At 61.8% G+C, this 15,054-nt stretch carries 11 protein-coding genes; 7 read left to right on the plus strand and 4 right to left on the minus strand.

Annotation, left to right across the window (positions count from 1 at the left end; genetic code table 11):
- The first annotated feature begins 183 nt into the window (after positions 1-183).
- The gene (gene rlmM / locus JFU04_RS07130; RefSeq protein WP_065902033.1) at positions 184-1,260 is read left to right on the plus strand and encodes a 23S rRNA (cytidine(2498)-2'-O)-methyltransferase RlmM; all 1,077 of its coding nucleotides are present in this window, start codon (positions 184-186) and stop codon (positions 1,258-1,260) included.
- 125 nt (positions 1,261-1,385) lie between these two features.
- Entirely contained in the window at positions 1,386-1,637 is a 252-nt protein-coding gene (gene tusA, locus JFU04_RS07135; RefSeq protein WP_065902032.1) for a sulfurtransferase TusA, read from the plus strand.
- Here the strand turns inward: tusA and JFU04_RS07140 are convergent.
- A complete protein-coding gene (locus JFU04_RS07140) occupies positions 1,634-3,028 on the minus strand; it encodes an MATE family efflux transporter (RefSeq protein WP_106804821.1) in 1,395 nt (464 codons plus the stop codon). The two genes, tusA and JFU04_RS07140, sit on opposite strands and share 4 nt — an antisense overlap.
- A 138-nt stretch (positions 3,029-3,166) precedes the next feature.
- Between JFU04_RS07140 and pdxB the strand changes: the two genes are divergently transcribed.
- A complete protein-coding gene (gene pdxB / locus JFU04_RS07145; protein WP_201143742.1) occupies positions 3,167-4,309 on the plus strand; it encodes a 4-phosphoerythronate dehydrogenase PdxB in 1,143 nt (380 codons plus the stop codon).
- Positions 4,310-4,392: 83 nt separating this feature from the next.
- Here pdxB and JFU04_RS07150 read toward each other — a convergent pair whose 3' ends face one another.
- Positions 4,393-4,566, minus strand: a complete 174-nt coding sequence (locus tag JFU04_RS07150) for a PA1571 family protein (protein ID WP_162946068.1) — start codon at positions 4,564-4,566, stop codon at positions 4,393-4,395.
- Positions 4,567-4,812: 246 nt separating this feature from the next.
- On the opposite strand from JFU04_RS07150, the gene JFU04_RS07155 reads away from it, so the two are divergent.
- Positions 4,813-6,600, plus strand: coding sequence for an ABC transporter transmembrane domain-containing protein (locus JFU04_RS07155; protein ID WP_201143743.1), 1,788 nt, complete (start codon positions 4,813-4,815; stop codon positions 6,598-6,600).
- Positions 6,601-7,145: 545 nt separating this feature from the next.
- Here JFU04_RS07155 and JFU04_RS07160 read toward each other — a convergent pair.
- Complete coding sequence (locus JFU04_RS07160) at positions 7,146-9,074, minus strand: transglycosylase SLT domain-containing protein (protein ID WP_106804818.1); 1,929 nt, start codon at positions 9,072-9,074, stop codon at positions 7,146-7,148.
- A 213-nt stretch (positions 9,075-9,287) separates the two neighbouring features.
- Between JFU04_RS07160 and JFU04_RS07165 the strand changes: the two genes are divergently transcribed.
- Positions 9,288-11,210 carry an ATP-binding cassette domain-containing protein gene (locus JFU04_RS07165; RefSeq protein ID WP_201143744.1) on the plus strand — a complete coding sequence of 641 codons (1,923 nt, stop codon included), beginning with the start codon at positions 9,288-9,290 and terminating at the stop codon, positions 11,208-11,210.
- Between the two features lie 181 nt (positions 11,211-11,391).
- Here JFU04_RS07165 and JFU04_RS07170 read toward each other — a convergent pair whose 3' ends face one another.
- Positions 11,392-11,832 carry a universal stress protein gene (locus JFU04_RS07170; protein ID WP_120447897.1) on the minus strand — a complete coding sequence of 147 codons (441 nt, stop codon included), beginning with the start codon at positions 11,830-11,832 and terminating at the stop codon, positions 11,392-11,394.
- Positions 11,833-11,937: 105 nt separating this feature from the next.
- Here JFU04_RS07170 and JFU04_RS07175 point away from each other — a divergent pair, with 105 nt between their 5' ends.
- Both JFU04_RS07175 and fadB read left to right on the plus strand, forming a co-directional pair.
- Positions 11,938-12,375 carry a hypothetical protein gene (locus JFU04_RS07175; protein WP_065902016.1) on the plus strand — a complete coding sequence of 146 codons (438 nt, stop codon included), beginning with the start codon at positions 11,938-11,940 and terminating at the stop codon, positions 12,373-12,375.
- Between the two features lie 530 nt (positions 12,376-12,905).
- Positions 12,906-15,053 (plus strand): fatty acid oxidation complex subunit alpha FadB, encoded by a 2,148-nt coding sequence (gene fadB, locus JFU04_RS07180; protein ID WP_065902014.1) that lies wholly within the window; start codon positions 12,906-12,908, stop codon positions 15,051-15,053.
- Position 15,054: the final 1 nt, after the last annotated feature.

Genomic DNA, 15,054 nt, shown 5'->3' on the forward strand with positions numbered 1-15,054 from the left:
CTCCTTATGGTCCGCACGGCTACGGACCTGACGGGACGAACAGAGCTTTCAAACTAGCCCTGTTTTCAGTAGCTGGCTAATTACTGGACTCTATGGACAGAACCAAGGTTCCGAACTCGGCTATCATGCGCGCGTTTTCATGACAGGCCTTGCGCTACAGCAAGCGTGTTACCAGGAGAGTTGATGAACACCCTTTTTATGCACTGCCGCCCGGGTTTTGAAGGCGAAGTCTGTTCCGAGATCGCGGAACACGCCGCGCGCCTGAACGTTTCCGGCTACGCCAAGGCCAAGACCGGCAGCGCCTGCGCCGAATTTGTCTGCACCGAAGAAGACGGCGCCCAGCGCCTGATGCACGGCCAGCGCTTTGCCGAGCTGATCTTCCCGCGGCAGTGGGCGCGCGGGGTGTTCATCGACCTGCCGGAAACCGACCGCATCAGCGTGATCCTCACCCACCTGCGCGAGTTTCCGGTGTGCGGCAGCCTGTGGCTGGAGATGGTCGACACCAATGACGGCAAGGAACTCTCCAACTTCTGTAAGAAATTCGAAGTGCACCTGCGCAAAGCCCTGCTCAACGCCGGCAAGCTGGTGGACGACCCGAGCAAGCCGCGCCTGCTGCTGACCTTCAAGAGTGGCCGCGAAGTGTTCATGGGCCTGGCCGAGTCGAACAACTCGGCAATGTGGCCGATGGGCATCCCGCGCCTCAAGTTTCCGCGTGAGGCGCCCAGCCGCTCGACCCTGAAGCTGGAAGAGGCTTGGCACCACTTCATCCCTCGCGACCAGTGGGATGAACGCCTGCACGGCGACATGACCGGCGTCGACCTCGGCGCAGCGCCCGGCGGCTGGACCTGGCAACTGGTCAATCGTGGCATGCTGGTGACCGCCATCGACAACGGCCCGATGGCCGAAAGCCTGATGGACACCGGCCTGGTGCAGCACTTGATGGCTGACGGCTTCACCTTCGTGCCCAAGCAGCCGGTGGACTGGATGGTCTGCGACATCGTCGAAAAGCCGGCGCGTAACGCAGCCCTGCTGGAAACCTGGATCGGTGAAGGGCATTGTCGCGAGGCGGTGGTCAACCTGAAGTTGCCGATGAAGCAGCGCTACGCCGAAGTGAAGCGTTTGCTGGAACGCATCGAAGACGGCTTCAAGGCGCGTGGCATCCGCGTGGAGATTGGCTGCAAGCAGCTGTACCACGACCGCGAGGAAGTGACGTGCCACCTGCGTCGGTTGGTCGATGTAAAGAAATCTAAAGGCCGCTGAGATCAAAGGCAGGCGCTGGCTTGCCGGCGAAAGCGGTATAACGGTCGAAATTTATGTTGAATGTGCCCCGTCATCGCGGGCAAGCCCGCTCCCAGAGTGGAGCAGGCTGGATTTAGGAGTAAATGATGAATCAGTCTGTTGATTTGCCTGTCGACGCGACCTTGGACGCCACCGGCCTCAACTGTCCGGAGCCGGTGATGATGCTGCACCAGCACATCCGCGACCTGCCGGCCGGCGGCTTGCTCAAGGTCATCGCGACCGACCCGTCGACGCGTCGCGATATCCCCAAGTTCTGCGTGTTCCTCGATCACGAACTGGTGGATCAGCAGGAGCAGGCCGGCACGTACCTCTACTGGATCCGCAAGAAGGCCGATTAACCCCGCGCCTTGTCCAGGCGAATGCGCCGGCGTGCACTGCGCGCCAGGCGCACCAGCAACATCCCCGCCGCACAGCTCAGGCCGACGATCAGCCCCTGCCACAAGCCGCTCGGGCCGCTGGGCTCGCCGAGCCAGTTGGTCAGGCCCAGCGCATACCCCACCGGCAGCCCCACGCCCCAATAGGCAAACAGCGTCAGCACCATGGTCACGCGGGTGTCCTGGTAACCCCGCAGGGCACCAGCGGCGGTGACCTGGATCGAATCCGAGAACTGGAACAGCGCCGAGAACACGATCAGCGTCGAAGCCAGGTGGATCACGATCGGGTCCGGGGTGTAGATCGTTGCGATCTGCTCGCGGAACACCAGCATCAGGCTGCAGGACAGGCAGGCATACGCCAGCGCCGTGCCCATCCCGACCCCGGCGGCGAAGCGCGCTTCACGCGGCTCGCCCCGCCCCAGGGCCTGGCCGACGCGCACGGTGACGGCCATGCTCAGGGAGTAGGGGATCATGAACACCAGGGAGCTGACGTTCAGGGCGATCTGGTGCCCGGACACCACCGTGGCACCGAGGCTGCCGATCAGCAGCGCGATCACCGCAAAGATGCTCGATTCGGCGAAGATCGCGATACCGATCGGCAGGCCGATCCCCAGTACGCGCTTGATCACCGCCCACTGCGGCCAGTCAAAGCGCGTGAACAGCTCACTGCTCTGGTAGGCCGGGCCCCAGCGGGTCCAAACCGCCAGGCCGAGCATCATCACCCACATCGCAATCGCCGTGGCCCAGCCGCAGCCCACGCCGCCCATGGCGGGCACGCCGAGGTGGCCGTAGATGAAGATGTAGTTCAGTGGAATGTTCAGCGCCAGCCCGCACAGGCCCATGACCATGCTCGGTCGCGTGCGCCCCAGGCCATCGCTGAAACAGCGCAGCACGTAATACAGCGCAATGGCCGGCATGCCGGCGGCGATGCCGTGCAGGTAGCCCATGGAGGGCTTGATCAGGTCGGGCTCGACCTTCATCGCGTGCAGGATCGGTTCGGCGCAGAGCAGCAACAGGGCCGCGCTGATGCCGACCACCACCGCCAGCCACAGCGATTGGCGCACCAGCGGGCCGATCTCGCTGAACTGCCCGGCACCGTAGCGCTGGGCAACTTTCGGCGTGGTCGCCAGGAGCGTACCGGTCATCAGCAGGTACACCGGGATCCAGATCGAGTTGCCCAGGCCCACTGCCGCCAGGTCCTGGGGGCTGACGCGCCCGGCCATTACCGCATCGACAAAACTCATCGCGGTGGTGGCCAGTTGGCCGATCATGATCGGCAGGGCCAGCGTCAGCAGGCCGCGCACTTCCCGGCTGATGCGGGCGGGGCGGGTAAGGGGAGCGGTGGCAGTGTTCACGTACAAATGTCCAGTCGAGCAGCGCAAGGACGGCGGATTCTACGCCTTGACGCAACGGTCAGGAAAAAACCTGTGTTAGCGATTTGTAAGCGACGGCTGTGATGCCTGTACACTGCTGATCCGCCAAAGGAGCCTGCCATGTTGATTGTTGCCGACGAAAATATCCCGCTGCTCGATGCATTCTTCGAAGGGTTTGGCGAGATTCGCCGCGTGCCCGGCCGTTCCATCGACCGCGCCACGGTCGAGCAGGCCGACGTGCTGCTGGTGCGCTCGGTGACCAACGTCAACCGTGCGCTGCTCGAAGGCAGCAACGTGCGCTTTGTCGGCACCTGCACCATCGGCACCGACCACCTGGACCTGGAGTATTTCCGGCAGGCGGGCATCCAGTGGTCCAGCGCGCCGGGCTGCAACGCGCGCGGCGTGGTCGATTACGTGCTGGGCAGCCTGCAGACGCTGGCCGAGATCGAAGGCGTCGACCTTAACCAGCGAACCTACGGTGTGGTCGGCGCCGGTGAAGTGGGCGGGCGGTTGGTCAAGGTACTCAAGGGCCTGGGCTGGAACGTGCAGGTGTGCGACCCGCCACGCCAGATTGCAGAAGACGGCGATTACGTCAGCCTGGAGCAGATTATCGAGCAGTGCGACGTGATCAGCCTGCACACGCCGCTGACCAAGTCCGGCAATGGCTCCACCTGGCACCTGTTCGACCGCCAGCGCCTCGAGCAGCTTAAACCGGGTACCTGGCTGATCAACGCGAGCCGCGGCCCGGTGGTCGACAATGCCGCCCTGCGCGAAGTCCTGCTGGCGCGCGAAGACCTGCAAGCGGTGCTGGATGTGTGGGAAGGCGAGCCGGAAGTGGACGTCGACCTGGCCGACCTGTGCGTGCTGGCCACCCCGCACATTGCCGGCTACAGCCTGGATGGCCGGCAGCGCGGCACGGCGCAGATCTACCAGGCGTTCTGTGCCTACCTGGGCCAGGAACCGGTGATTCAGTTGAACGACCTGCTGCCAGCGCCCTGGTTGGCCGAGGTGCATTTGAACGCGGCCACCGATCCGGCCTGGGCCCTGGCCACCTTGTGCCGCAGCGTGTACGACCCGCGCCGTGATGATGCGGATTTTCGCCGTAGCCTGGTGGGCACCGTGGAAGAACAGCGCAAGGCGTTCGACCTGTTGCGCAAGGGCTACCCGGCGCGCCGCGAGATTGACGCGCTGAAGGTGCGTATCAATGGGGAGTCTGCCGCGCTCTCGGCTATGGTCTCGGCCCTCGGCGCAGAATTGCTCTGACCTCGACTCGCGGGTCGCTCCTACAGGGTGGCGGGTATAAAAAAACCGGCCACCCGGGCCGGTTCTAAAAGAGCGTGGGCGCTTCAGCCTTGCTGGGCAGGCTTGACCAGTCGTTGTTCCAGCTCGCTGCAGGCTTGCTGGATCATCTCTTCGGTAATCTGCACTTCGCGGCCCGTGGCGTCGATGTACGAGCAAGGCAACTGTTGCGGTTGGCGGATCACTTCAATTTTGGCGTCGCTGCTGTTTTGCAAGGTCATGGCCTGTCTCCTCATCAGGTTGTGTACCTACTCTGAACCCCCCGCGTGACCAAGCTGTTACAACTCCTTGCACAGTCAGCGGTTCGAACACCCAGTCCACCAGAAACCACTGTGGATTTCCAGCCGGGCGTTAGACCGATAGCCTCTAGGGGCCAGCATCGGCGGGCATAATTAACCTGACTCATTGTTATTCGCGCAAGTTCCCCCCATGTAAGGACGCAGGTACCAACCCTTTCCGATCAGGTGATGCCCTCCATGTTCTCAGTCCGTCAACGCCGTGCAATTCGCCTGGCCAGCCGCTTCATCGCGCCGTACCGCTGGCAGGCCCTCGGTGCCCTGTTGGCGCTGATCGTTACCGCCGGCATCACCTTGTCGATGGGGCAGGGCATTCGCCTGCTGGTGGACCAGGGCTTCATGACCCAGTCGCCGCACCTGCTCAACCAATCCATCGGCCTGTTCATGGTGCTGGTAGTGGGCCTGGCGGTGGGCACCTTTGCGCGGTTTTACCTGGTGTCGTGGATCGGCGAGCGGGTAGTGGCTGACATTCGTCGCCAGGTGTTCAACCATTTGATCTACCTGCATCCCGGGTTCTACGAGAACAACCGCAGTTCGGAGATCCAGTCGCGTCTGACCACCGACACCACCTTGCTGCAATCGGTGATCGGCTCGTCGCTGTCGCTGTTCCTACGCAATGCCTTGATGGTCATCGGCGGCATCGTGCTGCTGTTTGTCACCAACCCCAAGCTCACCAGCATCGTGGTGATCGCGCTGCCGCTGGTGCTGGCGCCGATCCTGATCTTTGGCCGCCGTGTGCGCAGCTTGTCGCGCCTGAGCCAGGACCGTATCGCCGATGTGGGCAGCTACGTGTCCGAGACCCTCGGCCAGATCAAGACGGTGCAAGCCTATAACCACCAGGTCCAGGATGAGCAGCGCTTTGCCGTCACGGTGGAGGAGGCGTTTACCACCGCGCGCAAACGCATCACCCAGCGCGCCTGGTTGATCACGTTGGTGATCATGCTGGTGCTCGGGGCCGTGGGCGTGATGCTCTGGGTCGGCGGCATGGACGTGATCAGCGGACGCATTTCCGGCGGCGAACTGGCGGCGTTTGTGTTCTACAGCCTGATCGTCGGCAGCGCCGTTGGCACCCTCAGCGAAGTACTCGGTGAACTGCAACGTGCGGCGGGTGCCGCCGAGCGGATTGGCGAGTTGTTGCAGTCAAGCAACGAAATCCAGGCGCCGGCCAGCGGCAGCGTGCAGTTGCCCGAACGCGTCAGTGGCCGGATGGAGCTGCAGGACCTGCGTTTTTCCTACCCGTCACGGCCGGACAGTTACGCGATCGATGGGCTGAGTCTGACTATCAATCCCGGTGAAACCCTGGCGTTGGTGGGGCCTTCCGGCGCGGGCAAGTCGACGATTTTCGACCTGTTGCTGCGTTTCTACGATCCCCAGCATGGCCGCATCCTGCTCGACGGCCATCCACTGACCGAACTCGACCCCCTGGAACTGCGCCGGCATTTCGCGCTGGTCTCGCAGAGCCCGGCGCTGTTTTTCGGCAGCGTCGAAGAAAACATCCGCTACGGCAACCCGACCGCCACGCGCGAGCAGGTCGAAGCTGCCGCGCGCATCGCCCACGCCCACGACTTCATCCTGCAAATGCCCGATGGCTACCAGACTCACCTGGGCGACGGCGGCATGGGGCTCTCCGGCGGCCAGCGCCAACGCCTGGCCATCGCCCGGGCGTTGCTGGTGGACGCCCCGATCCTGCTGCTCGACGAGGCCACCAGCGCCCTCGATGCGCAAAGTGAACACCTGATCCAGCAGGCCTTGCCGCAACTGATGCAGGGGCGCACCACGCTGGTGATCGCCCATCGCCTGGCAACGGTGAAACATGCGGACCGCATTGCCGTGATGGACCAGGGCAAGCTGGTGGCGGTGGGCACGCATCAGCAGTTGATTGCGAACAATCCGCTGTATGCGCGGTTGGCGGCGTTGCAGTTCAATGATGGGATTGAGGTTGCGAAAAACGAAGGCTAGCTGGGGGCAAGCGAGCAGGCTTGTATGTGGTGAGCAGGCTTGTTTGTGGTGAGCGGGCTTGCCCCGCGTTGGGCTGCGTAGCAGCCCCAAAACCTGCTGGCTCGGTCTTCCAGTGGGAGTGAGGGCAGCAGCAGGCTTGTCTGTGGTGAGAAGGCTTGTTTGTGGTGAGCGGGCTTGCCCCGCGTTGGGCTGCGTAGCAGCCCTAAAACCTGCTGCCTTGGCCTTCCAGTGGGAGTGAGGGCAGCAGCAGGCTTGTATGTGGTGAGAAGGCTTGTTTGTGGTGAGCGGGCTTGCCCCGCGTTGGGCTGCGTAGCAGCCCTAAAAACTGCTGCCTTGGTCTTCCAGTGGGAGTGAGGGTGGCTTGGATGGGAGCGCTTCGCGCTCCAACGCGGGGCAAGCCCGCTCGCCACAAAAAGCCCACTGAGTCCACAACAAGTACGCTGAATCCACAACAAGCCCACTCAATCCACAACAAGCCAGCTCACCACAAACAAGCCTGCTCGCCACAGTAATCCGGCTGATCGCGGGGCTTTCTTCAGTGTGAATCACTGATCATCGAAATACCGCTCATGCCAATCCACCAGCGGCTGTGGCGAGTTGAGCTTTTGCCCGTAGATCACCGAATAAGACAGCACGTTCTGCACGTACTGGCGGGTTTCGTCGAATGGAATGCTCTCCACCCACACGTCGAAACTCAGGTGGTCGGCACCCCGCAGCCATTGGCGCACGCGGCCGGGGCCGGCGTTGTAGGCGGCGGAGGCGAGCACGCGATTGCCGTTGAACTGGCTGTGTACCTGGCTCAGGTACGCGGCGCCGAGCTGGATGTTCTTGTCCGGGTCCAGTACCTGGGCCGGTGAGGCCAGCGGGATGCTGAACTTGCGCGCGGTGTCCTTGGCGGTGCCGGGCATCAGTTGCATCAGGCCGCTGGCGCCGACGCCGGAGCGCGCGTCATCCATGAAGGCGCTTTCCTGGCGGGTAATGGCAAACACCCAGCTGGAATGCAGGCCACGCACCTTGGCTTCGCGCACCAGGGTGTCGCGGTGGGCCATCGGGAAGCGGATGTCCAGGTCGTCCCAGTACTGCGCCTGGCTGATGGTGCGAATCGCCGGGAAGTACCACTTCATGTCATAGGCCAGCTTGGCCTGGGCGACCATTTCGTCGCGGTTGAAGTGACGGCTGACGTGGTACCACTCGCGGCGCCCGTCGACCACCTGGCCACGTGCGTAGAACTCCAGCGCACGGCGCACGCCTGGGGTGTTGCGCACTTTGTTGACCAGCGCCTGGCTCATCAGCAGTGGTTTGTTCTTCAACTGATACGGGGCCTTGGAGCGATCCGCGGCGAGGAAGCCATAGAAATCACGTTCCTGCGCGAGGTTCTTGTACAGCACCAGGGCTTGCGGGTTTTTCGGCTCGGCCAGTTCTAGGCTACGCGCCTGCCAGTAGCGCCAGCGGTTGGTGGTTGCCAGGTCTTGTGGGAGTTTGCGGGTCAGCTGGTAGGCATCTTCCCAGCGGGCCAGGCGCAGCAGCAGGCGCAGACGCCATTCCGACACAGTGTTGTCGCGCAGCTCCGGGTCGTACTTGGTCATCACTTCAAGGGCGCGTGGGTCGAAACGCTTGGCCAGGGTCAGGCCGATCTCACGGGCGATTGCCACTTTTTCGTCACGGGAGAAGTGCATGCTGCTGGCATAACCGTCGAGCAAGGCCATGGCCTTGTCGGGATCCTGGCGCGCCAGGCGGCGAAGACCCAGCCCGACCGCGTCAGACATGGCCTCGTTGGCTGGCAGGAAACGTGACGGATCGCTGAGCATGTCGGGCTTTTGCGCCACGTCCACCATCAGACGGCCCTGGGCGCCGAGGGTCGGCAGGGTTTTTACCAGGCTGTTGGCCAGCGCGTAGTTGCGGGCCTCGGCGGCCAGTTTGGCGCGGTCCCAGATCTTCTGTTCGGTGAGCTGGCCATCGGCGGCCCATTGGCCGAAGGTGGCGTCGCAGGCGGCCGGTTGGGATTTGCCGGTCATCCAGAGTTTTTCGGTGGTCTTGTACCCTTCGGCCTTCAGGTTGTGGGTGAGCTGGTACTGGCCGTGTAGGCAGTCCAGCTCGACGAAATTGAGCTTGGGGTCGTAGTACTTTTCAAAGGTCTGCCAGTCGCCACGGTCGGCGAGCCAGCGCAACCAGCGCAGCTTCATCCAGTTGGCCTGGGGCAGGTCGCCGTTCTTGGCGAGGAATTGTTCGATTTCCTCGTTGCTGGCGCTTTTCAGGCGCGCGGTCAGTTCGTCGTAGGCAAGGTAGGGCGTCAGCGGATAATCGGCCAGCGCCTGGCTGTATTGCATGTACGGGCCGGTATCGCCCTTGGCCAGCGCACGTTTGGCTTCATCGTAATATTGACGTTGGGTGGTGAGGTCCACGGCCTGGGCAGATTGAACGGCGGTGGCGGAAAGAAGCAGACAAGACAAGAAATTGAAAAGGCGACTGCGCATGAGACGTCCGTGCAGAGAAATCACGACTAGCACCGGCACCGCCGACACTGATTGCCCCTAGCTTAGCCTTTTGCCCGACGCCTACGAAAGCTTTGCCGGCCGGTTCGTTCAAGTTCGCGGCAAATGTCCTGCTGAACGTGTCAGCTGGGAAAATGCTGGCCGCATCCCCTCCTCAAGTCAGGTAGAATGCGCGCCCAGTTTTTGGAGAAGCGTATGACCCTGCTCAAATTCAGCGATGTGTCCCTTGCTTTCGGCGCTATGCCGTTGTTGGACAAGGTGTCCTGGCAGATCGCCCGTGGTGAGCGGGTGTGCATCATCGGCCGCAATGGCACCGGCAAGTCCAGCATGATGAAGCTGGTCAAAGGCGACCAGAAGCCCGACGACGGCTCTGTCTGGCGCGCCCCGGGCCTCAAGATCGGCGAATTGCCGCAGGAATTGCCGGTGGCCGACGGACGGACAGTCTTCGACGTGGTTGCCGAAGGCCTGGACGGCGTGGGCGCGTTGCTCGCCGAGTACCATCACCTGGCGCAGAACTGCGTCACCGAGGCAGACCTGGACAAGCTGATGCATGTCCAGCAAGACCTCGAGGCCCGTGACGGCTGGCGCTTGCAGCAACTGGTCGACAGCACCCTGAGCCGCCTGCAGCTGCCGGCCGACAAGACCCTTGCCGAGTTGTCCGGCGGCTGGCGTCGCCGCGTGCTGCTGGCCCAGGCCCTGGTCTCCGAGCCGGACTTGCTGCTGCTCGACGAGCCAACCAACCACTTGGACATCGGCGCGATTGCCTGGCTGGAAGAAGCCCTCAAGGATTTCCAGGGCGCCGTGTTGTTCATCACGCACGACCGCTCCTTCCTGCAGAACCTGGCGACCCGCATTCTTGAGCTGGACCGTGGTGGCCTGATCGACTGGAACGGCGACTACGCCAGCTTCCTGGTGCACAAGGAGGCCGCCCTGGCCGCCGAAGAAACCGCCAACGCCTTGTTCGACAAGAAGCTGGCCCAGGAAGAAGTCTGGATTCGCCAGGGCATCAAGGCCCGCCGCACCCGTAACGAAGGCCGCGTACGTGCCCTCAAGGCCCTGCGCGTTGAGCGCAGCGAACGTCGCGAGCGCACCGGCAAGGCCAATATCCAGCTGGATACCGCCGATAAATCCGGCAAGCAGGTGATGGTGCTGGAGAACGTCAGCTTCCATCACCCGGACGGCCCGTTCCTGATCAAGGACTTCTCGATGGTCCTGCAGCGCGGCGACCGCATCGGCCTGTTGGGCGCCAACGGTACCGGCAAGACCACCTTGCTCAAGCTGATGCTCAGCGGCCTGCAACCGACCAGCGGCACCGTGGAAGAGGGCACGCGCATCGACGTGGCGTACTTCGACCAGTTGCGTCACCAGTTGGACCTGGAAAAAACCGTGATCGACAACGTCGCCGAAGGTCGCGACTTTATCGACATCGACGGCCAGAGCCGCCACGTGCTGAGCTACCTGGGCGACTTCCTGTTCAGCCCGCAACGTGCCCGCACACCGGTGAAAGCCTTGTCCGGTGGTGAGCGCGCACGCCTGCTGCTGGCCAAGCTGTTCAGCAAGCCAGCCAACCTGCTGGTACTCGATGAACCGACCAACGACCTCGACGTGGAAACCCTCGAGCTGTTGGAAGAGGTGCTGCTGACCTTCAACGGCACTGTGCTGATGGTCAGCCACGACCGGGCATTCCTCGACAACGTGGTCACCAGCACCTTGGTCTTCGAAGGCGAAGGCAAAGTGCGTGAATACGTCGGTGGTTATCAGGACTGGCTGCGCCAGGGCGGCTCGCCGCGCCTGCTGGGCGTGACCGAGAGCAAGTCCGGCAAGGCCGACTTGACCTCCGCTGTGGTCACGCCAGTGGCCGCTGCGGCACCCGTGCAGGAAACCGCTGCGCCGGCAGCCAAGAAGAAACTCAGCTACAAGCTGCAGCGCGAGCTGGAAGCCTTGCCGGGTGACATCGATGCCAAGGAACAGCAGATTGCCGCCGTAGAAGCGGAAATGGCTGACGCGGGCTTCTACCTGCGTCCGGCAGCAGAGACAGCGAAGGTGATTGCTTCCCTGGAGACATTGAACCAGGAGCTGGAAGCGCTGGTTGAGCGTTGGGCCGAGCTGGATGCCTGATTGATTCGCGTGCATTAAAAAACCCGGTGTTCATTGAGTGAACACCGGGTTTTTTATATGAAGCACGATCCAAATGTGGGAGCGGGCTTGCTCGCGAAAGCGGTGTGTCAGTTACCAGATGCATCAACTGACAAAAAGCTTTCGCGAGCAAGCCCGCTCCCACATTTGATCTTCGTTAGGATTACGAGGCTTTGACCAGCTTCACCGCCAGCACATCACACGGCGCGCCGTGCAGCACGTCGTTGGCGGTAGAACCGAGCAGCAACGCCAAGCCGTGGCGGCCATGGCTGCCGACCACGATCAGGTCGCAGCCTTGTTCCTTGGCGAGGTGGTGGATTTCCTGGCGCGGTTGGCCGTAAGTGAGGTGGGAGTTTTTCTTGGTCACTTCCGGGTATTTGAGGATCAAGCGGTCCAGGCGCTCCTTGGCCTGGTCAAACTGCTGTTGCTGCAACTGGGAAAGATCCATGGGCACGTCACCGCCAAAAGCCATGGCCATCGGCTCGACGATGTGCACCAGGGAGAGTTTGGCGTTGCTGGCGACCGCGAAGGCGCGGGCGCGCTTGATCACTGGATCGCACTCTTCGGTCAGGTCGACAGCGACCAGAATATGTTCGTAGGACATGGGGCGTTCCTCCAGGGGACTGCAATAGATTCAGTATGGCTGCTTTCAAGCGGATGGGGTTGCGTCAGGTCAAATCCGCTCATCTAGAAATTCGGGAGTACACATATGACGGTCTGGATAGTGGTGTCAATCCTTGTGGTGGTTCTGAGCCCCCTCGCATGGCTGCGCCCGTCGCGCCATCAGAGCGGGCGCATGGCCCTGCGCATGGAGGCGCGCCGCATCGGCCTGGCCATGCAACTGGCGCCCCAGGAGTGGCCACACTGGCTCAAGCAGGAGCCGCCGAGCCCGTGTGCGCAGTACTGCCGGCCACGGCGCAGCAGCACGCCGACGATCTGGAGTTACTGGCAGTTGGAGCCGGGCGTGTGGGTCAACCAGTGGCGTGAGGTGTGCGTCGATGAAAAGTTGTTGCCGTATTTTGCAACGCTGCCGGCCAACGTCTACAAAGTCGAAGCCGACAAGCAGATGATCGCCTTGTACTGGGGCGAGAAGGGCGAGCCGAGTGTGTTGAAAGACATCGATGCGTTGCTCAAGGCGCTGGCCTGACACCTGTCCTCCCGGGCCTGGGCTCCTACGGTCGTCGTATTCGGGAGAAATAGCAGGCAATAAAAAGCCCGACATCATCATCGGGCTGGAGTTGGCCAGGCAGGCCGGTAAATCTGTGGTTCCCGCGACGGATGTTCATCCAGTCGCGTTACGGTTGTCGCTAGCCTAGCGGCATATCCCGTTCTGTACAGCCTTTTCCCACATCTTTTCTATTATTGATCTTGTGAACATTTGAATATTGACGAGTCGCCGGCTTAAGGTCGGGGTTCTGAAATGACTGGAAAGTCGCGTTTTTCCTAGCCTTTCGAGCGATTGACAATTGCCCGGAATTGGATGAAGGTGGCGTACCCAAATCAAACGGGCGTATGAATTGAGCGTTTGTCTGTCAGACCGCTCATACAGAATCCCGACTATCGCATTGGCGGGTGTGCCTGGCGGATTGGCATGAGCATTGACGCAACAGTCAGTGTCCAACCAGAGGCCAGCGTCCAGTGTGTACTGTTCAGCTTCCATATCGTGGAGATCAGTTGATGATTTACGAAGGTAAAGCCATCACGGTTAAGGCTCTTGAAAGTGGCATCGTCGAATTGAAATTCGACCTCAAGGGTGAGTCCGTCAACAAGTTCAACCGTCTAACCCTGAATGAATTGCGTCAGGCCGTAGACACCATCAAAGCAGATGCTTCGGTCAAGGGCGTGATCGTCTCCAGCGGCAAGGACGTGTTTATCGTCGGCGCTGACATCACCGAATTCGTCGACAACTTCAAGCTGCCCGATGCCGAGCTGGTGGCTGGCAACCTCGAAGCCAACAAGATTTTCAGCGATTTCGAAGACCTCAACGTGCCGACCGTGGCTGCCATCAACGGCATCGCGCTGGGCGGCGGCCTGGAAATGTGCCTCGCGGCAGACTTCCGTGTCATGTCGGCTACCGCCAAGATCGGCCTGCCTGAAGTCAAGCTGGGCATCTACCCGGGCTTTGGCGGCACCGTGCGCCTGCCGCGCCTGATCGGTGCCGACAACGCGATCGAGTGGATCGCCGCCGGTAAGGAAAACAAAGCCGAAGACGCGCTGAAAGTCGGTGCTGTCGACGCTGTAGTCGCCCCGGACAAACTGGCCGAAGCCGCGCTGAACCTGATCAAGGGCGCCATCAGTGGCGAATTTGACTACAAGGCCAAGCGTCAGCCGAAGCTGGAAAAACTCAAGCTCAACGCCATCGAGCAAATGATGTCGTTCGAAACCGCCAAGGGTTTCGTGGCTGGCCAGGCCGGCCCGAACTACCCGGCGCCGGTTGAAGCGATCAAGACCATCCAGAAGGCCGCGAACTTCGGTCGCGACAAAGCCCTGGAAGTGGAAGCGGCAGGTTTCGTCAAACTGGCGAAGACCTCGGCAGCCCAGAGCCTGATCGGCCTGTTCCTGAACGATCAGGAGTTGAAGAAAAAGGCCAAGGCCTACGACGAAATCGCCAAGGACGTGAAACAGGCTGCCGTACTCGGCGCCGGTATCATGGGTGGCGGTATCGCTTATCAGTCGGCGTCCAAAGGCACGCCGATCCTGATGAAGGACATCAACGAGCACGGTATCGAGCAAGGCCTGGCAGAAGCCGCCAAGCTGCTGGTCGGCCGCGTGGACAAAGGCCGCATGACCGCCGCGAAAATGGCTGAAGTGCTTAACGGCATTCGTCCTACGCTGTCCTACGGCGATTTTGGCCACGTCGACCTGGTGGTCGAAGCCGTTGTCGAGAACCCGAAGGTCAAGCAAGCCGTACTGGCAGAAGTGGAAGCCCAGGTCAAAGACGACACCATCCTGGCGTCCAACACCTCGACCATTTCCATCTCGCTGCTGGCCAAGGCCCTCAAGCGTCCGGAAAACTTCGTCGGCATGCACTTCTTCAACCCGGTGCACATGATGCCGCTGGTGGAAGTGATCCGTGGCGAGAAGTCCAGTGAGTTGGCAATCGCCACCACCGTGGCTTACGCCAAGAAAATGGGCAAGAACCCGATCGTCGTCAACGACTGCCCGGGCTTCCTGGTCAACCGTGTACTGTTCCCGTACTTCGGCGGTTTCGCCAAGTTGGTGAGTGCCGGTGTGGACTTCGTGCGCATCGACAAGGTCATGGAAAAATTCGGCTGGCCGATGGGCCCGGCGTATCTGATGGACGTGGTCGGCATCGACACCGGCCACCACGGTCGCGACGTAATGGCCGAGGGCTTCCCGGACCGCATGAAAGACGACCGCCGTTCGGCGATCGACGCGCTCTATGAAGCCAAGCGCCTGGGCCAGAAGAACGGCAAGGGCTTCTACGCCTACGAGGCTGACAAGAAGGGCAAGCAGAAGAAAGTGGCCGACCCGTCGGTGCACGAAGTACTCGCGCCAGTCATCTACGAACAGCGTGAGGTGTCCGACGAGGACATCATCAACTGGATGATGATCGCCCTGTGCCTGGAGACCGTGCGTTGCCTGGAAGACGGCATCGTCGAGACCGCCGCCGAAGCCGATATGGGCCTGGTGTACGGTATTGGTTTCCCTCCATTCCGTGGCGGTGCGCTGCGTTACATCGACTCGATCGGTGTGGCCGAGTTCGTTGCCCTGGCTGACAAATACGCTGATTTGGGCCCGCTGTACCACCCGACCGCGAAGCTGCGTGAAATGGCCAAGAACGGCCAGAGCTTCTTCGGTTAAG

This window comes from Pseudomonas sp. TH21 (genome assembly GCF_016651025.1).
GTDB classification, from domain to species: Bacteria; Pseudomonadota; Gammaproteobacteria; order Pseudomonadales; family Pseudomonadaceae; genus Aquipseudomonas; species Aquipseudomonas aylmerensis.